Origin of the sequence: Klenkia sp. PcliD-1-E, from assembly GCF_024124375.1 — a bacterium.
Taxonomy (GTDB): Bacteria; Actinomycetota; Actinomycetes; order Mycobacteriales; family Geodermatophilaceae; genus Klenkia.
The window spans coordinates 19,553-39,261 of sequence record NZ_JAMXRZ010000007.1 but is presented as its reverse complement, the minus strand read 5'-3'; the positions used below and the strand labels follow the sequence as shown (position 1 = coordinate 39,261).

Sequence of the window (19,709 nt, the reverse complement as noted above, 5' to 3'; positions counted from 1 at the left end):
ACAGGTCGATCAGGGACACTCGACCCCCGTGAGCAGCCCCCTCGACCCCGGCGCGGCGATCAGCATCCGCGGTCTGGTCAAGCGCTACGGCGACCGCAACGCCGTCGACGGCGTCGACCTGGACATCCGGCGCGGCGAGATCTTCGCCCTGCTCGGCCCCAACGGTGCCGGCAAGACCACCACCGTCGAGGTCCTCGAGGGCTACCGCTCCCGGGACGGCGGGCAGGTGCAGGTGCTGGGGGAGGACCCGGCCGAGGGCGGGCGGCGCTGGCGGGCCCAGATCGGCATCGTGCTGCAGTCCGGTGCCGGCGACAGCCAGCTGACGTGTGCGGAGATGCTCACCGCGCAGGCCGCCTACTACCCCGACCCGCGCGACCCCGCCGAGGTCCTCGAGCTGGTCGGGCTGACCGAGAAGGCCGGGGCCCGCGGCCGGTCGCTGTCCGGCGGCCAGCGCCGCCGGCTCGACGTCGCCATGGGCATCGTCGGCCGGCCGTCGCTGCTGTTCCTCGACGAGCCGACCACCGGCTTCGACCCCGAGGCCCGCCGGCAGTTCTGGTCCCTGATCCGCTCGCTGCGCGACCTGGGGACGACGATGCTGCTCACCACGCACTACCTGGACGAGGCCGAGGAGCTCGCCGACCGGGTGGGCGTCATCACCGGCGGCCGGCTGGTCGAGGTCGCCGTCCCCACCGAGCTGGGCGGCCGCGGCCAGGCGCCCGCGGTGGTCAGCTGGACCGAGGACGGCGTCCGGCGCACCGAGGACACCCCCACCCCGACGGCGCTGGTCGCCGAGCTCGCCACCCGCTTCCCCGGCGAGGTGCCCGACCTCGCCGTGGCCCGCCCGACCCTGGAAGACGTGTACCTGCAGATGATCGGTCAGTCCCGGTGAGCGCCCCGACCCTGCCGCCGCTGGCCCGCGTCTTCCGGGTCCGCGCCGCCGTCGAGCTCCGCGAGTTCTTCCGGCAGCGGGAGTCGGTGGTCTTCACCCTGATGTTCCCGGTCATCCTGCTGGTCGTCTTCGGCGCGGTGCTGGACTACCAGATCGGCGCCGGGGTCAGCTTCACGCAGTACTTCATGGCCGGGGTCATCGCCGCGGGCATCCTCGGCGCCAGCCTGCAGAACATGGCCATCGGCATCGCCACCGAGCGCAGCGACGGCACGCTCAAGCACCTGGCCGGCACCCCGATGCCCAAGAGCGCCTACTTCATCGGCAAGATCGCGCAGGTCCTCGCGGTCACCGTCGCGACCATCGCGATCCTGCTGGTGGTCGGCGTCGTGCTCTACGGCGTCGACCTGCCCAGCGGTACCCAGTGGCTGACCTTCGCCTGGGTCGCGCTGCTCGGTTCGGCGGCGTGCACCCTGCTGGGCATCGCGGTGTCCAGCCTGGCCAAGAACGGCCGTTCCGCCTCGGCCACGGTCACCCCGGTCGCGCTGGTGCTGCAGTTCATCTCCGGGGTCTTCTTCCGGTTCGACCAGATCCCCACCTGGATGCAGACCATCGCCTCGTTCTTCCCGCTGAAGTGGATGGCGCAGGGCCTGCGGTCGGTGTTCCTGCCCGACGTGCTCGCCGCCCAGGAGCCGGCCGGGTCGTGGGAGCTGGGCCGGGTCGCGCTGGTGCTCACCGCGTGGGTCGTCGTCGGGCTGCTGCTGTGCGTGCGCACCTTCCGCTGGCGGGACAAGGCGGACGGGTAGCGTCCGGCGGGTGCCTGCACCGCTGACCCAGGAGACCCTCGCCCGCGCCCCCAAGGTGCTCCTGCACGACCACCTGGACGGCGGCCTGCGCCCGCAGACGATCATCGAGATCGCCGAGCAGACCGGCTACACCGCGCTGCCCTCGACCGACGCCGCGGAGCTGGGCCGGTGGTTCACCGAGTCCGCCGACAGCGGCACCCTGGTGCGCTACCTGGAGACCTTCGACCACACGGTCGCGGTCATGCAGACCCCCGAGGGCATCCACCGGGTCGCCCGCGAGTGCGCGCTGGACCTGGCCGCCGACGGCGTGCGCTACGCCGAGGTGCGCTACGCCCCGGAGCGGTCCACCCCTGCGATGACCGCCGAGGCGGCCGTGGAGGCCATGCTCGACGGGTTCGCCACCGGTGCCCGCGACGCCACCGCGGCGGGCACCCCGATCGCCGTCCGGTCGCTGCTGTGCGCCATGCGGCAGGACGACCACTGGGACGAGATCGCCGCGCTCGTCGTCCGCTACCGCGACGCCGGCGTGGTCGGCTTCGACCTCGCGGGCCCGGAGATCGGGTTCCCGGCCGACCGGCACCCCTCGGCGATCGCGCTGCTGGACCGGGCCGGCGCGCACCGCACCATCCACGCCGGCGAGGCCGACGGCATCGAGAGCATCCGCGGCGCCCTGGACGGCGCCCGCGCGGAACGGCTGGGCCACGGCGTGCGGATCGCCGACGAGGTGCCCGCCGACGGCGGCCCGCTGGGCCCGGTCGCGCAGCGGGTGCTCGACGAGCAGATCACCCTGGAGGTGGCGCCGACGTCGAACGTGCAGACCGGCGCCTACCCCTCGATCGCCGCGCACCCGGTCGACCGGCTGCACCGGGCCGGGTTCGCCGTCACCCTCAACACCGACAACCGGTTGATGAGCGGGGTCACCCCGACCAGCGAGTTCGTCGCCGTCGTGCAGGCGCACGGCTGGGGCTGGGACGACGTGCAGACCGTCACCGAGCGGGCGCTGGCCGCCGCGTTCCTCGACGAGGGCGAGCGTGCGGGGCTGCTGGCCGAGGTCCGGGCGGGGTACGCCGCGCTGCGGGGGTGATCACCCCCACCGGCCGCGGGGAACATCTGCGGCCGGTCCGCTGCTAGATTGGGCAGGTCGGCGATCGCCGGCCACACCTCCCGGGCGGTCCAGCCCGGGGTAGAGCGCATCCGTGCAGACCTCCGCGTCACCGCAGACGCATCCTGGGGTCGCCCAGTGAGTCCCGCCCCCGGCGGGCCCGGCACCACACCACGGGACGCGCCCGATCTGCATCGGAGTCCCTTTCTTGACCTCGTTCGACCCTGTCGACACCAGCACCACCACCGAGAACACCCCCGCCGCCGAGGCGCCCACCGGGCCCTCCTTCGCCCAGCTCGGTCTCCAGCAGCAGCTGGTCACCGCCCTGGAGCGCCGCGGGATCCGTCACCCCTTCGCCATCCAGACCTCCGCGCTGCCCGACGCCATGGCCGGCCGCGACGTGCTCGGCAAGGCCGCCACCGGCTCGGGCAAGACCCTGGCCTTCGGCCTGCCGATGCTGCACCGCCTCGGTGCGGACGTGCAGCACGGCCGGCGCGCCCCGCGCGGGCTGGTCCTCGTGCCCACCCGCGAGCTCGCCCAGCAGGTGCACGACAACCTCGCCCCGCTGGGCCAGGCCAACGGCGTGCAGTTCGCCGCCGTCTACGGCGGTGCGTCCATGTACCGCCAGATCCAGCAGCTGCGCCGCGGTGTCGACGTCGTCATCGCCACCCCCGGCCGCCTGCAGGACCTGATCAGCCAGGGCGAGTGCACCCTGGCCGACGTCGAGATCGCGATCATCGACGAGGCCGACTTCATGTCCGACCTGGGCTTCCTGCCCGTGGTCAAGGAGCTGCTGGACCAGGTCCGCCCCGACGGCCAGACGATGCTCTTCTCGGCCACCCTGGACGGCGAGGTCGACACCCTGGTCCGCCGGTACCTCCAGGACCCGGCCCGCCACGAGGTGGTCAAGGCCGCCGACAGCGCGCCGCCGGCCGAGCACCGCGCCTACAGCGTGTCCTTCCCCGACCGGCTCAAGGTCACCGAGCAGCTGGCCGCCCGCCCGGGCCGCACGATCATCTTCGTGCGCACCCAGCACGGCGCCGACCGGCTGGCCACCAACCTGCAGGCCGTCGGCATCAAGGCCGAGCCGATCCACGGGGGTCTGCCGCAGTCGGCCCGCCGCCGCGCGCTCGAGGCCTTCGCCGATGCCCGCTCGCCGGTGCTGGTCGCCACCGACGTCGCCGCCCGCGGCATCCACGTCGACGACGTCCAGCTGGTGCTGCACTACGACCCGCCGGCCGACCACAAGACCTACCTGCACCGCTCGGGCCGCACCGCCCGCGCCGGCGCCGGCGGTGTCGTGGTCTCGCTGCTGCTGCCCGACCAGGTCGGCCAGGCCAAGCGCCGCTTCCGGCAGGCCGCGGTGAACACCGACGTGTCCCGCATCCGTCCCGGTGACGCGCCGATCGCCGAGCTGGTCGCCTCCGGCGTGCACGTGGAGCCCGTCGAGCGCCCCGTCCGCCCGGCCCGTGGCGGCTCCGGTCGCCCGCGCCGGGACGGCGACCGCCGTCCCCCGCGTCGCGACGGCGACCGCCCCGCGCGCTCCTACGGCGACCGGCCCGCCCGCTCGGACCGGCCCTCCTACGGCGACCGCCCGGCGCGGTCGGACCGCCCGTCCCACGGCGCGCGGCCCGACCGCCCGTCCTACGGCGACCGCCGCCCGGGTGGCCAGCGTCCGCAGGGCGGCACCGGTGGGCGCCCGCAGCGCCCCGCCCGCTCGTACTGAGCTGATCGGCACAACGGCCCGGCCCCCCAGGGGGCCGGGCCGTTCTGCGTGCGTACCCCCGACTCGCAGTTGATCATCGTCATCCGCAGCTGGGACACGCCGTCCTGCGGCGCGCCCCACGTGCAGCGAACGATGATCAACCAGCAGGCGTGAGGGGTGGGGGGTCGGTCAGGTGCGGAAGACCAGGGCGGTGCTGACCTCGCGGACGACCTCGTCCCACGGGCCGGTCAGCCGGGCGGCGTCCTCGGCGCGCAGCGCGGCGCGGGGGTCGCGCTCGGCCCGGGCGACGGCCTGGCCCAGCGGGGTGCTCGCCCCGAGCAGCTCCTCCACCCGGCTCAGCCCGGCGTACTCGGCCAGGTCGCGGACGCCCTCGACGGCCTGCACCAGCACCGCGTGGTCGACCAACCCGGCGGCGCCGTCGGCGACCTCGGCCAGCACCTCGGCCACCTCGACCAGGTCGTAGCGGTCCTGGTCCACCGGCAGCGGCGAGACGGTGGTCTCCTCGACCTCGGGCCAGGACGCGACCTCGGCCAGGTCGTGCTCCTCGTCGCCCTGCACGAACGCGGTCAGCTCCGCCGGCGTGCCGAACAGGTAGACCTCGCCGTCGGCGCCCAGGAACCGGGCGGCGTCCTCGACGTAGCAGCGCAGGGTGACCCCAGCGCCCTCGGGCACGACGACCTCGACGGGCAGGATGCCCACGCCTTCCCAGAAGCCGGCGGCCGCGGCGACGGCGGCCGGGTCGGCGGCCAGCCGGCCACCGCCGCTGATCGCGCTGGTCGGCGCGGCGGTCACGGGTGCCTCGGTGACCTCCGCGTCGCCCTCGTCCTCGTCGTCGGCGTCCTCGTCGTCGTCCTCGTCGTCGTCCTCCTCGGACTCCTCGGCGGACGGGTAGGCCGACAGCTCGGCGGTGCCCGCGCCGGTCCAGTCCAGGTGGTCCTCCAGCTCGCCGAGGACGTCCTCCCACAGCTCGTCGACCGCGCCGCCGAGCCGGATCCACGCGTCCTCGCCGGCTCGTCCGGTGAAGGCGTCCAGGCCCAGGCCGAGCATCGCCACCTCGGGCTTGGCCATCAGCTCGGCCAGGGACGCGAAGGCGGTCTCGTCGTCGTCCTCGTCGTCGTCCTCGTCCTCGTCGTCGGCGGTGTCGCAGCACTCGGCGAGCCGGCCGGTGATGTCGAAGGTCGCGGCCAGCTCCTCGACGGCCCAGCGGTCGGGGTTCTCGGCGACCACGTCGTAGACGCCGTCGAGGTCGTAGCGGTGGTCGTCGTCGGGGGTGACGTCGGCCGGCCCGAGACCGGCCACGACCGGCCAGACCGGGTGGTCGGCGAGGTCGTGGTCGGTGCTGGTGCGGCAGAACGCGGCCAGCGCGGCGGGGGTCGGGAACAGGTGCACCACCGCGGTGCCGTCGACCGAGCCGCCGAGGAAGGCCTGCCACTCCTCGCCGTCCTCCTCCCACGGGGGAGCCCACAGGGTGTAGCCCGTGCGGTCGTCGAGGGTGAGGGCGATGGGGACGATGCTCGGCCTGGCCACGCGCCCATCCTGCCTGTCCCGGCTGGGACGGGCCGGGCGGGTCAGCCGCGGGGGGTCCGCCAGACGACGGCGACGAGCGCCGCGGCGGCGAGCATGACCCCCAGGCCGAGTGCGGCGCTGGCGTCGGTGGCCGCCGCGAACGCCGCCCGGGCGCTGGCGGCGAGGGCGTCGGCGGTGCCCCCGGGCAGGTCGCCGGCGACGTCGAGGGCGCCCCCGAGGGTCTCCGCGGCGCCGGTCTGCACCGCGTCGAGCCCGCCGGGCAGCACCAGACGGGCGGTGTAGATCCCGGCCAGCACGCTGCCGAAGACCGCGACGCCGAGGCCGGTGCCCAGCTCGTAGGCGGTCTCGCTGACCGCGCTGGCCTGCCCTGCCCGCTCGGCCGGGGCCTCGGTGAGGATGGCGTCGTTGGTCAGCGTCTCGGCCAGACCGGCGCCGGCGGCCACGAGCACGAACGCGAGGACGACGGTGCTCACCGCCGTCCCGGTGCCCAGCTGGGTGAGGACGGCGAACCCGGCCGCGCCGAGCAGCAGACCGGCGACGACCAGCCGGCGCACCGGCACCCGGCGGGCCAGCGGCACAGCCAGCAGACCGGCCACGACGGCCGCGGCCAGGCCGGGCACCAGCACGAGCCCGGCCTCCATCGGGGTGCGGCGCAGCACCAGCTGCAGGTACTGCGAGCCGATGAGCAGCAGCCCGCCGAACGCCGCGATGCTGAGCAGGTTCGCACCGATCGCGGCGCGGACCACCCGGGAACGGAACAGCGTCAGGTCCAGCAGCGGAACCGGCCGGCGCAGCTGGCGCCGGACGAAGAGGGTGCCGGCGACCAGGCCGAGCGCCGCGGCGGCCACCGGCAGCGGCGACAGCGTGCCCGCGGCCAGCTTCTTGATGGCGTAGACCAGCGGCAGCATGGTGGCCAGCGACAGCGCGACGCTGGTCCAGTCCAGCGGGCCGGGCTGCGGGGCACGCGACTCGGGCAGCAGCAGCGAGCCCGCGACCAGCAGCAGCCCCAGCACCGGGACGTTGACCAGGAAGACCGAGCCCCACCAGAACCGCTCGAGCAGGAACCCGCCCACGACCGGTCCGAGCGCAGCACCCCCGGAGAACCCGGCGGCCCAGATCGCGACGGCCAGCCGCCGCTGCTGCCGGTCCAGGAAGAGGTTGCGCAGCAGCGACAGGGTCGAGGGCATCAGTGCGGCTCCGAAGACGCCCTGCAGCGCACGGGCGGCGACCAGCCAGCCGATGGACGGCGCGACGGCGGCCAGGGCCGAGGCGACGCCGAAGCCGGTCGCCCCGACGAGCAGCAGCCGGCGGCGGCCGAACCGGTCGCCCAGCGACCCGGCGGTGACCAGCAGGCCGGCCAGCACCAGGGGGTAGACGTCCACCGCCCAGAGCAGCCCGGCGTTGCTGGGGGTCAGGGCCGCGGCGATGGAGGGGACGGCGAAGGTGAGCACCGTGCCGTCCACGGCGACCAGGAGCACCGGCAGCATCAACGCCGCGAGGCCGGCCCACTCGCGCCGTCCGGCCCGCGGGGCCGTCGTCGGGGCCGGCGTGGTCGTGCTCATCGTTCCTCGTTCCATCGTTACTGGACCGTCCAGCTGGTACAGTAACCCACCGTGGCGAGGCCGTCGAACAGGGACCGGGTGCTGGACGCCTACGAGACGCTGCTGGTCGAGGGCGCAGGCGCGACCGTCACCCTCGACGCGGTGGCCGAGGCGGCCGCGGTCTCCAAGGGCGGCCTGCTCTACCACTTCCCGAGCAAGGAGGCCCTGGTCGCAGGCCTGGCCGACCGGCTGCGCTCACGCGCCGCGGACGACGTCGCCGGCCTGCGTGCCGCCCCCGAGGGCCCGGTGGCGTACTGGGTGCGGACGGCGAACAGCGACGCGGTCTCGGGGATCGGGCGCACCTACCAGGCGCTGCTGGGGCTGGCCGGCACCGGTCAGGCAGCGGCCCGCGCCGTGATCGCCGAGGTCGAGCGGGGGTGGACCACCGCGCTGGAGGAGCTGATCGCCGACCCGGTGGTGGCCCGGGTGGTGCGGCTGGTCGGCGACGGGCTCTACCTGGAGGGCCTCACCGGCCTGCCCGGCGCCGGCGACGACCGGGCCCTGGTCCAGCTCCTGGAGTCCCTCGTCCGCCGCTGACCCGCTGGCCGGCTGCTGCGGACCGGCCCGTCGTGACGCGGAGGACCAGGCGCCGCACCGGGTCGAGCCGGCGGGGGTCAGACTCCGATCGGGTGCCACACCGTCTTGGTCTCCAGGAACGGGGTCATCCGGGACAGGCCGGGGTCGGCGGTCCAGTCCGGCTCCTCGGCGGGGGCCCGCAGCACGCGCTTGAGCGTCCCGGCGGCCGAGCGCTCCAGCTCCATCGCCGCCGTCCCCGCACCGGCGAGGTCGATGCCGTCGACGTCGGCGTGCTCGGCCAGCCACGGGCCGATCTCGGCCGCGTCACCGGTCAGCAGGTTGGCCACCCCGCCCGGGACGTCGGAGGTGGCCAGCACCTCCGACAGCGTGATCGCCGGCAGCGGCCGCTGGTGGGAGCTGACGACGACGGCCGTGCAGCCGGTGGCCAGCACCGGGGCGAGCACGCTGACCAGGCCGAGCAGCGACGACCGCTGCGGCGCCAGCACCGCGACGACGCCGGACGGCTCGGGCATCGAGAAGTCGAAGTAGGGGCCGGCGACCGGGTTGGTCCCGCCGAGGACCGCGGCGAGCTTGTCGGTCCAGCCGGCGTACCAGACCCAGCGGTCGACCGCGGCGTCCACCGCGGCCCGCGCCTTCGCCGCCGACAGGCCCTCGCCGGCGGCGACCTCCTCGGCGAACTGGGCGGCGCGGCCCTCCATGACTTCGGCCACCCGGTAGAGCACCTGGCCACGGTTGTAGGCGGTGGCGCCCGACCAGCCGGCGAAGGCACCCCGGGCGGCGACGACGGCGTCCCGGGCGTCCTTGCGGGAGGCCCACGCGGCGTTGGCCACGAAGTGGCCCCGGCCGTCGGCGACCTCGTAGGTGCGGCCGGACTCCGACCGGGGGAACTTCCCGCCCACGTAGAGCTTGTAGGTCTTGCGCACGGCCAGCCGGTCGCTCATCAGGACTCCTTCAGGTACGCGCGCAGGCCGGTGCGGCCACCCTCGCGGCCGTAGCCGGACTGCTTGTAGCCACCGAACGGCGAGGTCGGGTCGAACTGGTTGAACGTGTTGGCCCACACCACGCCGGCGCGCAGCTGGTTCGCGATCGACAGGATCCGCGAGCCCTTCTCGGTCCAGATGCCGGCCGAGAGGCCGTAGGTGGTGTTGTTCGCCTTGGCCACCGCCTCGTCGGGCGTGCGGAAGGTGAGCACCGACAGCACCGGGCCGAACACCTCGTCGCGGGCGATCCGGTGGGCGGGGGTGACGTCGGTGAAGACGGTCGGCTTGAACCAGTTGCCGCGCTCGGGCAGCTGCCCGTCGGGCTGCCAGACCTGCGCGCCCTCGGCCTGCCCGATGCCGACCAGCTCACGGATGCGGGCCAGCTGCTCGGGGGAGTTGATGGCGCCGACGTCGGTGTTCTTGTCCAACGGGTCGCCGACCCGCAGGGTGCCGATGCGCCGCTGCAGGGAGGCGACCAGCTCGTCGTGGATCGACTCCTGCACCAGCAGCCGGGACCCGGCGCAGCAGACGTGGCCCTGGTTGAAGAAGATCCCGCGCACGACGCCCTCGACGGCCTGGTCGATCGGCGCGTCGTCGAAGACGATGTTCGCCGCCTTCCCGCCCAGCTCCAGGGTGAGGGACTTGCGGGTGCCGGCCACCGAGCGGGCGATCTGCTTGCCGACCTCGGTGGAGCCGGTGAAGGCCACCTTGTCCACGTCGGCGTGCTCGACCACGGCCCGGCCGGTGTCGCCGGCACCGGTCACGATGTTCACCACACCGGGCGGCAGGTCGGCCTGCTGGCAGACCTCGGCGAACAGCAGCGCCGTCAGCGGGGTGGTCTCGGCGGGCTTGAGGACGACGGTGTTGCCCGCCGCCAGCGCCGGCGCGACCTTCCAGGCCAGCATGAGCAGCGGGAAGTTCCACGGGATGACCTGGCCGGCCACGCCCAGCGGACGGGGGGCGGGGCCCAGTCCTGCGTGCTCGAGCTTGTCGGCCCAGCCCGCGTGGTAGAAGAAGTGCGCGGCCGCCAGGGGCACGTCGACGTCGCGGGACTCCGTGATCGGCTTGCCGTTGTCCAGGGTCTCCAGGACGGCGAACTCCCGGGCCCGCTCCTGCAGCAGCCGGGCGATGCGGAACAGGTACTTGCCGCGGTCGGCCGGGCGCATCGGGCCCCAGACCCGGGTGAAGGCCTTGCGGGCGGCGCGCACCGCGCGGTCGACGTCGGCGTCGGTGCCGACGGCGACCTCGCCGAGCACCTCCTCGGTGGCCGGGTTGACCGTCTTCAGCGGGGAGCCGCCGCCGTCGGTGAACTCGCCGTCGACGAACAGGCCGTAGTGCGACCGCAGGGTGACGATCGAGCAGGACTCGGGGGCGGGGGCGTACTCGAAGAGGGTCATCTACACGACGCTCACGTGGTCGGGGCCGGAGTAGTGGCCGGTGCGGAGCTTCTGCCGCTGCAGGAGCAGGTCGTCGAGGAGGCTGGAGGCGCCGAACCGGAACCACACGGGGTGCAGCCAGTCGGGCCCGGCCACCTCGTTGATCATCACCAGGTGCTTGACCGCGTCCTTGGTGGTGCGGATGCCGCCGGCGGGCTTGACGCCGACCTGGGTGCCGGTGGCGGCGCGGAAGTCGCGCACCGCCTCGAGCATGACCAGGCACACCGGCAGGGTCGCGGCGGGGGAGACCTTGCCGGTGGAGGTCTTGATGAAGTCGCCGCCGGCCAGCATGGCCAGCCAGGAGGCCCGCCGGACGGCGTCGTAGGTGCGCAGCTCCCCGGTCTCCAGGATCACCTTGAGGTGCGCGGCGCCGCACGCCTCCTTGACGGCCACGACCTCGTCGAAGACGTCGAGGTAGCGGCCGGCGAGGAACGCACCGCGGTCGATGACCATGTCGATCTCGTCGGCGCCGTTCGCCACGGCGTCCCGGACGTCGGCGAGCTTGACCTCGCGGCTGGCCCGGCCCGAGGGGAACGCCGTGGCCACCGCGGCGGTGTGGATGCCGGTACCGGCCAGCGCGTCGCGGGCCACGCCCGCGAGGTCGCCGTAGACGCAGACGGCGGCGACCTGCGGGCAGCTGTCGTCGGCGGGGTCGGGCCGGCGGGCCTTGGCGGCCAGCGAACGGACCCGGCCGGGGGTGTCGGCACCCTCGAGGGTGGTCAGGTCGACCATCGAGATGGCGGTGTCGATCGCCCACGCCTTCGCCGTCGTCTTGATCGACCGGGTGCCCAGCTGGGCGGCGCGGGCCTCGGCGCCGACCTGGTCCACGCCGGGCAGGCCGTGCAGGAAGGCCCGGAACGCGGCGTCGGAGCGGGTGACGTCGGCGAACGCGTCCGGCGCTCCGGGGGCGACCGGGCGGCCCGGTGCGGTGGGGTCCAGCACGTGCGTCATGCCCGGCATTCTCCACGCCGCCGGGGGAGCGGCGGTCCTCAGGCGGTGCGGGCCGCGCAGTCCGGGCAGCTCGCGGCGTCGAGGCGGGTGCGCCGCAGCCTGCCCGCGCCCATGGCCAGGGCGGCCGCGCCGGCGACCAGCGACAGCGCCGCGACCGGGCCGCCGGCGAGCACCCGGCCGAGCAGCGGGACGACCAGGACGGCGCGGGCAAAGCTGCCCCGGCCCAGCGCGACCCGCCACGGATCGGGGTCGGGGTTGGCGTCGCCCTTCGTCGTCATGGACCCGTCCGCGACCTCCACCGCGCGGTGCAGGATCGGCCGGCCGTCGACGACCTCGAAGGGGGCGGGTGGCCGGAAGGCCACCACGTCGCCGCTGCGGATGTCGGTGCCGGGCACGTCGACGACGAGCACCAGCGAGCCGGCCGGTGCGTAGGGCGTCATCGACCCGGTGAGCACCGGCACGAGCCGGACGCCCATCAGGTGGCCGACCACGACGGCGCCGACGAGGACGACCTGGAGGGTGGTGACGACCGTGCGGCGCAGGTTCATCCGGAGGTCCGATCCGCCGCGGGGCGCGGCACGACGGTGGTGGCGGTGACGGTGACGGTGCTGACGACTCCGCCCACCTTCACGCGCAGGTGGATGCCGTCGTCCTTGGCGAGCAGCCCGGGTGAGGTGCAGCTGCCCGACGAGCTGCCCACCAGGGTCGACAGCGGGACGGTGGTGGTGGTCCCCGCGCAGCTGTCGCCGACGGTGTTCCACGCGACGGAGCACGCGGTCACCGGGGCGCCGCCGACGACCGCGCCGATGGTCACCGTGGCCGAGAGGGTGGCCGGCACGGTCCCCGTGTTCACCACGTCGACGTAGGCGGTCTGGGTGGTCACGGCGGTCGACATCGACCAGCTGGTGCGGTCGGCCGTGACGGTCCCGGGGCCGGCGACCAAGGCGAGGCCGCTGCTCCACCGGGCCATCGCGACCGTCGCCGAGCTGGTCGCCGAACCCTGCCACGGTGCTGCCTGCGCGGGGACCGTCCCCGCGAGCAGACCGAGCAGGACCCCCGCCGCGACGACGGGGGCGGCGCGTGGGCGCCACCTCCGACGCCGTGGCGGGGTCACCTGGATCAGCCCCCGGTGCGGTCGGTGCCGACCACCGTGTTGCTGACCGAGGCGGAGATGCTGCCGGCCGCGCCCATGAGGGATGCCGACGCACCCGAGGAGAACGTGACCTTGTAGCGCACGTGCTGGGCGGTGGCGGCCGCGATCGAGCCGTGCGGCACCGTCAGCGGGGTGGACGTCGTCGGCGTCCCGGATGCGAGGGGGGACTGGGTCCCGGTGCAGGTGCTGACACCCGCGACCGTCGTCCACGCGACCGAGCAGGTGGCGACGTCGACCTGCAACGACCCGGCGAGGGCACCGCTGGCCGAGACGCTGCCGGTGAAGGTGCTGGTCGCCGAGCCGGAGTTGGTGACGTCGACGTAGCGGTAGAAGTAGTCGGCGGGCACCAGGTTGGACACCCCGGTGCTGAACGAGCCGCCGTTGGCGTTCACCATGCTGACCGCGACGGTGCCGGCGCTCAGGGCGCCCGTCGCGGAGTCGGTGGCGTCCCACGCGGAGAAGGCGCCGGTGCCGACGAGGGCGGTGCCGGCCACGGCGAGGGCGGCGGCGCCGGCGAGCCTGCGGCGGCGGCCGTGCCGGGCGCACGGTGCGGGGTCATCGAGGTGCTGCGGTGCGGTGGCCACGGGGTCCTCCAGTCGGGACGATCATTTCTCGGAACCATTTCGTCCCGTTGCACGCAACCAACGGGTGCTCGACCGGCCGACCTGAGCAGCTCCACCCCATCGGGTGAACCGGGACCGTCCCCGGTGGCGCCGGGCGGGCTTCCCGGGGCCGATACCGTGCAGCCGTGCAGCTCACCGTCGTGGACCACCCGATCGCCCGTGCCCGCCTGACCCGGATGCGCGACGAGCGCACCGACAACGCCGCGTTCCGGGCGGCGCTGCGCGACCTGACCGAGCTGCTGGTCTTCGAGGCCACCCGCGAGCTCGCGGTGGAGGAGTACCCGATCACCACCCCGGTCACCGACACCACCGGCTACCGCCTGGCCGCGCCGCCGCTGATCGTGCCGGTGCTGCGCGCCGGGCTGGGCATGGCCGACACCGCGCACTCGCTGCTGCCGGAGTCGCAGATGGGGTTCGTCGGGCTGGCCCGCAACGAGACCACCTTCGAGCCCGAGGCCTACATGGCCTCGCTGCCGGAGTCGCTGGTGGGCCGCGAGGTCTTCGTGCTGGACCCGATGCTGGCCACCGGCGGCTCCCTGGTGCACTGCTGCACCCTGCTCACCGAGCGCGGCTGCACCGCGATCACGGTGCTGTGCGCGCTGGCTGCGCCCGAGGGCCTGCGTCGGCTGGAGGAGTCGGGGCTGCCGCTGCGGGTGTTCACCGGCAGCATCGACGAGGGGCTCGACGACAACGCCTACATCGTCCCGGGCCTCGGGGACGCCGGGGACCGCCAGTTCGGCGCGGTCTGATGCGCTTCGCCGTCCTCGGCAGCGGCTTCTGGGCCACCGAGGTGCACGCCGCGTCGCTGGCCGGGCACCCCGACGCCGAGCTGGTCGGCATCTGGGGCCGCGACGCGGCCAAGGCCTCCGTCGCCGGCGAGCGGTACGGCGTGCCCGGGACGGCCGACCTGGACGCACTGCTGGCCGACGTCGACGCGGTGAGCATCTCGGTGCCGCCCTCGGTGCAGCCCGACCTGGCCGTCCGTGCGGCGCAGGCCGGCTGCCACCTGCTGCTGGAGAAGCCCGTCGCGCTGTCGGTCGCCGACGCCGACCGGGTGGCCGGCGCGGCCGCCGACGCCGGTGTCGCCTCGGTCGTGTTCCTGACCTACCGGTTCCGCGAGTCCACGGCCGCCTGGCTGGAGCAGGCCGCCCGCTCCACCCTCGTCGGCGGTCACGTCACCTGGCTGGCCAGCACCTTCGCCGCCGACAGCCCCTTCCGGCAGTCGGTGTGGCGGGCCGAGCCCGGCGCGCCGCTGTGGGACCTCGGGCCGCACGCGCTGTCGCTGCTGGAGCCCGCGCTGGGGCCGGTGGTGGCCGCGCAGGGCGCGCGGGCGGCCGACGGCACGGTCAACGTCGTGCTCGAGCACGAGGGCGGGGCCACCAGCACGGTCACCGTGTCGGCCACCGCCTCGCCGCTGTCGGCGGGCGAGGAGTTCTGGGTGCACGGCGACGCCGGTCGGCTGGTCCTGCTGCCCCCGCCCGAGCGGTCGGCGCACGAGGCGCACGCGGTCGCGGTCAGCGAGCTGCAGGCGGCTGCGCTGACCGGGGGGGCGCACCCCTGCGACGCCGCCTACGGCGCCGCGCAGGTGCGCGTGCTGGCCGCGGCCGAGCGGGCCGTGGCAGCTGGTGCCCGCCAGAGCGTCTGATGGCGGGGTCCTGGTTCCTGCCGCGGGGGCGGATCGGCCGGCAGCGGTGGTGGCTGGGCTACGTCGTGGCCTTCGTCCTGCTCGGCGTGCTGACCACCTGGGTCGACGCCCGGTTCTTCCCGGACGCCTACCCGCGGGTCAGCGGCACCGACGGGTTCGACGTGCTGTGGCCCTTCCCGGACGCCGGCGGGCCGGTCACCACGGTGACCGGGCTGCTCCTCCTGGTGCCGAACGTCGCAGCGCTGGTGTGCCGGTTGCACGACCGCGGCCACTCCGCGTGGTGGCTGCTGTGGTTCCTCGTCCCGGTGGTCGGGTGGCTGGTGCTGGTGGTGACCGTCGGGTTCCTGCGCGGCACGCCCGGCCCGAACCCGTACGGTCATGACCCGAGGACGTCGGGGGGAGCAGCGTGGACTTCGTGAACTGGTACGTGCGTCGGGGCCGGATCGGCCGCCGGGTGTTCTGGCTGCACTACGTGCTGCCCCTGGCGGCGCTCGGCGTGCTGGCCTTCTTCGCCGACTGGTCCTTCGGCGACACCAACGTCCCCGACGTGCTCGCCGGCCGGGCGACGGTGCTGGAGCTGGGCACCCTGAGCACGGTCGTCGGCTACGCCACGCTGGTGCCCACGCTGAGCGCGCACGCCTGCCGGCTGCACGACCAGGGCCGTTCGGCGTGGTGGCTGCTGCTGAACCTGGTGCCCTTCTTCGGCCAGCTGGCGTTGCTGGGCATCTGCGGGGCCGTCCCGGGCCAGCCGGTCGTGAACCGCTACGGCCCGCCCGAGGGCCGGCCCGCCGCACCCGGGCTGCCCTCCGCCCCGGGGACGGCCGACCGGGCGCCGGACTACCCGCCCTCGGACTGGCGCTGACGGCGGCGCGAACGCACCCGCACCAGCACGACGGCGCCCACCGCCAGGACGGCGACGGCGACCAACCCGCCGGTGGACACCCGGCCCAGCAGCTGCTCGGCGGCCGCACCCAGCGCGACGACGACGGCGGTGGTGACCCCGGCCCACACCACCGCGCCGGTCCAGTTCGCGACCGCGAAGGTGCGGTAGGGCATGCCCAGCGACCCGGCCAGCGGCCCGGCCAGGATGCGGAGCAGGGCGACGAAGCGGCCGAAGAAGATGGCCCACACCCCGTGCCGCTCCATCAGCGACCGGGCCGACGCGAGCCGGTCGGGCCCCAGGTGCCTCGGCGAGCGGCGGGCCGCCCAGGCGAAGAGCCGGTCACCGTACCGGCGGCCCAGCAGGTACCCGATGCTGTCGCCGACCGCGGCCGAGACGGCGGCGCACACCGCCACGGTCACCGGCGAGACCACGCCCTGGCCGGCCAGCAGCGCGGCACCGATCAGCACCGTCTCGCCCGGCAGCGGGACGCCGATGCTCTCCACGCCCACGACCAGCAGCACCGTGCCGTAGACGACCAGCGGTGGCAGCCCGTGCAGCCACTCGATCACAGGCCCAGGGCCGCCGACATCTCGCTGCGCAGCCGGGCGAGGTCCGCGTCGCCCTGTGCGCGGGCGGCGGCCACGTCGCCGCCGGCGACCGGGACGACGGACTGCAGGTAGGCCTTGAGCTTCGGCTCGGTGCCGCTGGGCCGGACGACGACGCGCAGGCCCTCGCCGGTCAGCCGGACGCCGTCGACCTCGGGCAGCAGGTCCTCGAACCCGACCGGCCGGCCCAGCAGCTGCTCGGGCGGGGCTGCCCGCAGCCGGTCCATCGCCCCGGAGATCAGCGACAGGTCGGTGACCCGGACCGACAGCTGACCGGTGGCGTGCAGGCCGTGCTCGCGGGCCAGGTCGTCGAGCCGGTCGAGCAGCGTGCGGCCCTCGGCGGCGAGCTCGGCGGCCAGCAGCGCGACCGCGAGGCTGGCGGAGATGCCGTCCTTGTCGTGCGCGACGCCGGGGGTGACCGCGTAGCCCAAGGCCTCCTCGTAGCCGAACACCAGCGGCGCCGACGGGGACCCGGCCCGGATGATCCACTTGAAGCCGGTCGGGGTCTCCTCGGTGGGCTGCCCGGCCGCGGCGGCGAGCTCGCCCAGCAGCGACCCGCTGACCAGCGACCGGGCGTAGGTGCCGGTCACCCCACGGCGCAGCAGCCAGTCGCCGATCAGCGCGCCGACCTCGTCGCCGGTGAGCTGCCGGCCGCCGCACACCACCGAGCACCGGTCGGCGTCGGGGTCCTCGGCCAGCGCGACGTCGGCCCCGACCCGCGCGGCCAGCGCCAGCAGCAAGTCGACCGCACCCGGCTCCTCGGGGTTGGGGAAGGCCACGGTCGGGAAGTCGGGGTCGGGGTGCTCCTGCTCGGCCACCGCGTGCAGCGGGGCGAAGCCGGCTGCGGCGAACACCGCGCGGGTGGTCGCCGTCCCCACGCCGTGCATGGCGGTGGTCGCGATGACCAGCCGCTCGCGGCCGGGCACCCGGGCGGGGTCCAGGGCGGCGACCACGGCGGCGACGTAGTCGGCCTCCACGTCGTCGCCCAGGGTCGTCCAGTCCTCGCCGAGTGGCAGCGCGGCGGCCGGGCCGGAGGCGGCGATCGCGGTCTCGATCTCGCGGTCGGCCGGGGGGACCAGCTGGGCGCCGTCGGCGAGGTAGACCTTGTAGCCGTTGTCCTGCGGCGGGTTGTGGCTGGCGGTGACCATCACCCCGGCCACCGCACCCCGGTGCCGGACGGCGAAGGACAGCACCGGTGTGGGCAGCGGGCGGGGCAGCACCTCGACCACGAACCCCGCGCCGGTGAGCACCTGGGCGGTGACCCGGGCGAACTCGTCGGAGCGGTGCCGGCCGTCGTAGCCGACGACCACGCCCTCCCCGCCGTGCCCGTGGTCGGCGAGGTACCGCCCGAGCCCGGCGGCGGCGCGGGCGACCACCGCGGCGTTCATGCCCCCGGGCCCGGCCCGCAGCGGGCCGCGCAGCCCGGCGGTGCCGAAGGTCAGCGGTCCGGCGAACCGGTCGGCGAGCTCCCGGACGGCGTCGGTGTCCCGGGTGTCGACCCGGTCGAGCAGCGCCTGCAGCTCCGCCCGGTCACCAGGGTGCGGGTCGTCGGCCATCCACTGGCGCACGGCGCCCAGGTCGAGCCACCCGGCGGCCGGGCTCACGGCTGCTGTGCGCGGGCCGCCACCGCGTCGACCGCGAAGTCGGGGCCGGCGTACTCCCCGCCGACGCGGTCGAACTCGACCGTGCCGGGGGTGGGCTCGCCGTGCGCCGCGGTGATGGCCTCGGCGAAGGCCTCGGCGTCGTCGGCGGGCTCGTAGCCCAGCGCCCGGGCCGACGTCAGGTCCCACCAGCCGCGGGTGTTGGCCGAGATGCCCCACACGACGGCGAACCCGGGGGAGGGGGCGGTGAGCGCGGCGTGCACCAGCCCGACGGTGTCGCCCGGGGACAGCCAGGTGGACAGGTGCCGGGGCGCCCGGGGCTCGGGCAGCGCCGAGCCGATGCGCAGGCAGACGACGTCCATGCCGTAGCGGTCGACGTACAGCGACCCCAGCGCCTCCATCGTCACTTTGGAGACGCCGTAGTAGGTGTCCGGGCGCGGCTGCGCGTCGGTCTGCGCGTTCTCCACCCGAGGCGACATCCCGGTCGCGTGGTTGCTGCTGGCCAAGACGACCCGGCGCACCCCGGCCCGACGGGCGGCCTCGAGCGCGACGTAGGTGCCCTCGATGTTCGCGTGCTTGATGGCCTCCCACGAGGACTCGGTGGCGATGCCGGCCATGTGCACCAGCGCGCCCGCGCCCTCCGCCGCGGCGGTGACGGCCTCGAGGTCGGTGGCGTCGGCGACCAGGTGCTCCTCGCCCGGGCGCGGCTCGGCGATCTCGACGACGTCCAGGGAGCGCAGGGCGTGCCCGCGCTCGGGCAGGCCCTCGCGCAGCAGGGTGCCGATGTAGCCGGCGGCGCCGGTGAGCAGCACCGGGCCCATCAGGAGCGCCCGATCAGGTCGACGAGGAAGGCGCCCAGCCGGGTGGCGGCGGCCTTGCCCGCGGCCAGCACCTCGTGGTGGTCCAGCGGCTCGCCGCTCATCCCGGCCGCGGCGTTGGTGACCATGGACAGCCCGAAGATCTCCAGGCCCTCGGCGCGGGCCGCGATCGCCTCCAGCGCGGTGCTCATGCCGACCAGGTCGGCGCCCAGCGTGCCGAGCATCCGGATCTCGGCCGGGGTCTCGAAGTGCGGGCCGGGCAGCGCCGCGTAGACGCCCTCGACCAGCGAGGGGTCGATCTGGCGGGCCAGCTCGCGCAGCCGGGGGGAGTAGAGGTCGGTGAGGTCGACGAAGCGGGCGCCCACGAGCGGGGAGCGGGCGGTGAGGTTGAGGTGGTCGCTGATCACCACGGCCTGGCCGACGGAGTGCTGGGGGGACAGCCCGCCGGCGGCGTTGGTCAGCAGCACGGTGCGCACGCCGGCCGCGGCCGCCGTCCGGACGCCGTGCACGACCGGCTCGACCCCGCGGCCCTCGTAGAGGTGGGTGCGGCCCAGGAACAGCAGCACCTTGTGGTCGCCGACGGCGACCGAGCGGATCTCCCCGCCGTGGCCCTGCACGGTCGGCGCGGCGAAGCCGGGCAGCTCGCCGATGCCGACGCTGGCCAGCACCTCGCCGAACGCGTCGGCCGCCGGGGCCCACCCGGAGCCCATGACGACGGCGGTGTCGTGGCCCTCGCCGAGGGCGGCCACGAGGTCGTCGGCGGCGCGCCGGGCCAGGGCGGCGGGGTCGGAGGGGGAGGTCGGGCTGCTGGTCTCGCTCACGGTCGTGA

General features: G+C 75.2%; 21 protein-coding genes. 9 read left to right on the top strand and 12 right to left on the bottom strand.

The window, feature by feature from the left end; all coding sequences use genetic code 11:
* The first annotated feature begins 28 nt into the window (after positions 1-28).
* The 4 genes from NH342_RS03095 (at position 29) to NH342_RS03080 (ending at position 4,520) form a co-directional block, all read left to right on the top strand.
* On the top strand, positions 29-889 hold the full coding sequence (locus NH342_RS03095; protein ID WP_253011136.1) for an ABC transporter ATP-binding protein: 861 nt from the start codon (positions 29-31) through the stop codon (positions 887-889).
* Complete coding sequence (locus NH342_RS03090) at positions 886-1,692, top strand: ABC transporter permease (protein ID WP_253011134.1); 807 nt, start codon at positions 886-888, stop codon at positions 1,690-1,692. Before NH342_RS03095 ends, NH342_RS03090 begins: the two co-directional genes overlap by 4 nt.
* A 10-nt stretch (positions 1,693-1,702) precedes the next feature.
* The gene (locus NH342_RS03085; RefSeq protein ID WP_253011132.1) at positions 1,703-2,776 is read left to right on the top strand and encodes an adenosine deaminase; all 1,074 of its coding nucleotides are present in this window, start codon (positions 1,703-1,705) and stop codon (positions 2,774-2,776) included.
* 226 nt (positions 2,777-3,002) lie between these two features.
* Entirely contained in the window at positions 3,003-4,520 is a 1,518-nt protein-coding gene (locus NH342_RS03080) for a DEAD/DEAH box helicase (protein WP_253011129.1), read from the top strand.
* Between the two features lie 168 nt (positions 4,521-4,688).
* Here the strand turns inward: NH342_RS03080 and NH342_RS03075 are convergent, their stop codons facing one another.
* Both NH342_RS03075 and NH342_RS03070 read right to left on the bottom strand, forming a co-directional pair.
* On the bottom strand, positions 4,689-6,047 hold the full coding sequence (locus NH342_RS03075; RefSeq protein ID WP_253011127.1) for a hypothetical protein: 1,359 nt from the start codon (positions 6,045-6,047) through the stop codon (positions 4,689-4,691).
* Positions 6,048-6,088: 41 nt separating this feature from the next.
* Positions 6,089-7,609 (bottom strand): MFS transporter, encoded by a 1,521-nt coding sequence (locus tag NH342_RS03070; protein ID WP_253011125.1) that lies wholly within the window; start codon positions 7,607-7,609, stop codon positions 6,089-6,091.
* 51 nt (positions 7,610-7,660) lie between these two features.
* Here NH342_RS03070 and NH342_RS23155 point away from each other — a divergent pair, with 51 nt between their 5' ends.
* Positions 7,661-8,185 carry a TetR/AcrR family transcriptional regulator gene (locus NH342_RS23155; protein ID WP_308200605.1) on the top strand — a complete coding sequence of 175 codons (525 nt, stop codon included), beginning with the start codon at positions 7,661-7,663 and terminating at the stop codon, positions 8,183-8,185.
* A 77-nt stretch (positions 8,186-8,262) separates the two neighbouring features.
* Here the strand turns inward: NH342_RS23155 and NH342_RS03055 are convergent, their stop codons facing one another.
* The 6 genes from NH342_RS03055 to NH342_RS03030 all read right to left on the bottom strand — a co-directional run bounded on the left by NH342_RS03055 (position 8,263) and on the right by NH342_RS03030 (position 13,289).
* Entirely contained in the window at positions 8,263-9,126 is an 864-nt protein-coding gene (locus tag NH342_RS03055; protein ID WP_253011123.1) for an aldehyde dehydrogenase family protein, read from the bottom strand.
* Positions 9,126-10,562 carry an aldehyde dehydrogenase family protein gene (locus NH342_RS03050; protein WP_253011121.1) on the bottom strand — a complete coding sequence of 479 codons (1,437 nt, stop codon included), beginning with the start codon at positions 10,560-10,562 and terminating at the stop codon, positions 9,126-9,128. Before NH342_RS03050 ends, NH342_RS03055 begins: the two co-directional genes overlap by 1 nt.
* Entirely contained in the window at positions 10,563-11,552 is a 990-nt protein-coding gene (deoC, locus tag NH342_RS03045; RefSeq protein WP_253011119.1) for a deoxyribose-phosphate aldolase, read from the bottom strand.
* Between the two features lie 38 nt (positions 11,553-11,590).
* Positions 11,591-12,100 carry a signal peptidase I gene (locus NH342_RS03040; protein ID WP_253011117.1) on the bottom strand — a complete coding sequence of 170 codons (510 nt, stop codon included), beginning with the start codon at positions 12,098-12,100 and terminating at the stop codon, positions 11,591-11,593.
* Complete coding sequence (locus tag NH342_RS03035) at positions 12,097-12,447, bottom strand: hypothetical protein (RefSeq protein WP_253011115.1); 351 nt, start codon at positions 12,445-12,447, stop codon at positions 12,097-12,099. The genes NH342_RS03040 and NH342_RS03035 overlap by 4 nt, the downstream gene beginning before the upstream one ends.
* A gap of 224 nt (positions 12,448-12,671) precedes the next feature.
* Positions 12,672-13,289: a hypothetical protein gene (locus tag NH342_RS03030; protein ID WP_253011113.1), complete on the bottom strand. Its 618-nt coding sequence runs from the start codon at positions 13,287-13,289 to the stop codon at positions 12,672-12,674.
* Between the two features lie 164 nt (positions 13,290-13,453).
* Here NH342_RS03030 and upp point away from each other — a divergent pair, with 164 nt between their 5' ends.
* From upp to NH342_RS03010, 4 genes are read left to right on the top strand one after another with little or no spacing between them, the layout of a single operon-like run.
* Positions 13,454-14,077, top strand: a complete 624-nt coding sequence (gene upp, locus NH342_RS03025) for a uracil phosphoribosyltransferase (RefSeq protein WP_253011111.1) — start codon at positions 13,454-13,456, stop codon at positions 14,075-14,077.
* Positions 14,077-14,973, top strand: a complete 897-nt coding sequence (locus tag NH342_RS03020) for a Gfo/Idh/MocA family protein (RefSeq protein ID WP_253011109.1) — start codon at positions 14,077-14,079, stop codon at positions 14,971-14,973. The genes upp and NH342_RS03020 overlap by 1 nt, the downstream gene beginning before the upstream one ends.
* Complete coding sequence (locus tag NH342_RS03015) at positions 14,973-15,392, top strand: DUF805 domain-containing protein (protein WP_253011107.1); 420 nt, start codon at positions 14,973-14,975, stop codon at positions 15,390-15,392. Before NH342_RS03020 ends, NH342_RS03015 begins: the two co-directional genes overlap by 1 nt.
* A complete protein-coding gene (locus NH342_RS03010; protein ID WP_253011105.1) occupies positions 15,389-15,835 on the top strand; it encodes a DUF805 domain-containing protein in 447 nt (148 codons plus the stop codon). The genes NH342_RS03015 and NH342_RS03010 overlap by 4 nt, the downstream gene beginning before the upstream one ends.
* Here NH342_RS03010 and NH342_RS03005 read toward each other — a convergent pair.
* Genes NH342_RS03005 through NH342_RS02990 form a run of 4 tightly spaced genes read right to left on the bottom strand, consistent with a single transcriptional unit; the run spans position 15,811 to position 19,701 of the window.
* On the bottom strand, positions 15,811-16,425 hold the full coding sequence (locus NH342_RS03005) for a DedA family protein (RefSeq protein ID WP_253011103.1): 615 nt from the start codon (positions 16,423-16,425) through the stop codon (positions 15,811-15,813). The genes NH342_RS03010 and NH342_RS03005 overlap by 25 nt on opposite strands.
* Entirely contained in the window at positions 16,422-18,065 is a 1,644-nt protein-coding gene (locus tag NH342_RS03000) for a phospho-sugar mutase (protein ID WP_253011101.1), read from the bottom strand. The genes NH342_RS03005 and NH342_RS03000 overlap by 4 nt, the downstream gene beginning before the upstream one ends.
* Positions 18,062-18,883, bottom strand: coding sequence for an NAD(P)-dependent oxidoreductase (locus NH342_RS02995; RefSeq protein WP_253011099.1), 822 nt, complete (start codon positions 18,881-18,883; stop codon positions 18,062-18,064). The genes NH342_RS03000 and NH342_RS02995 overlap by 4 nt, the downstream gene beginning before the upstream one ends.
* Positions 18,883-19,701 (bottom strand): purine-nucleoside phosphorylase, encoded by an 819-nt coding sequence (locus tag NH342_RS02990; protein ID WP_253011097.1) that lies wholly within the window; start codon positions 19,699-19,701, stop codon positions 18,883-18,885. The genes NH342_RS02995 and NH342_RS02990 overlap by 1 nt, the downstream gene beginning before the upstream one ends.
* Between the last annotated feature and the right edge of the window lie 8 nt (positions 19,702-19,709).

What these genes read in the sequence shown, in the direction of transcription:
- NH342_RS03070 (WP_253011125.1), bottom strand. Translation starts at nt 7,609, where the DNA reads ATGAGCACGACCACGCCGGCCCCGACGACGGCCCCGCGGGCCGGACGG.
- NH342_RS03055 (WP_253011123.1), bottom strand. Translation starts at nt 9,126, where the DNA reads ATGAGCGACCGGCTGGCCGTGCGCAAGACCTACAAGCTCTACGTGGGC.
- NH342_RS03050 (WP_253011121.1), bottom strand. Translation starts at nt 10,562, where the DNA reads ATGACCCTCTTCGAGTACGCCCCCGCCCCCGAGTCCTGCTCGATCGTC.
- deoC (WP_253011119.1), bottom strand. Translation starts at nt 11,552, where the DNA reads ATGACGCACGTGCTGGACCCCACCGCACCGGGCCGCCCGGTCGCCCCC.
- NH342_RS03040 (WP_253011117.1), bottom strand. Translation starts at nt 12,100, where the DNA reads ATGAACCTGCGCCGCACGGTCGTCACCACCCTCCAGGTCGTCCTCGTC.
- NH342_RS03035 (WP_253011115.1), bottom strand. Translation starts at nt 12,447, where the DNA reads ATGTCGACCGCCGTGACCACCCAGACCGCCTACGTCGACGTGGTGAAC.
- NH342_RS03020 (WP_253011109.1), top strand. Translation starts at nt 14,077, where the DNA reads ATGCGCTTCGCCGTCCTCGGCAGCGGCTTCTGGGCCACCGAGGTGCAC.
- NH342_RS03015 (WP_253011107.1), top strand. Translation starts at nt 14,973, where the DNA reads ATGGCGGGGTCCTGGTTCCTGCCGCGGGGGCGGATCGGCCGGCAGCGG.
- NH342_RS02995 (WP_253011099.1), bottom strand. Translation starts at nt 18,883, where the DNA reads ATGGGCCCGGTGCTGCTCACCGGCGCCGCCGGCTACATCGGCACCCTG.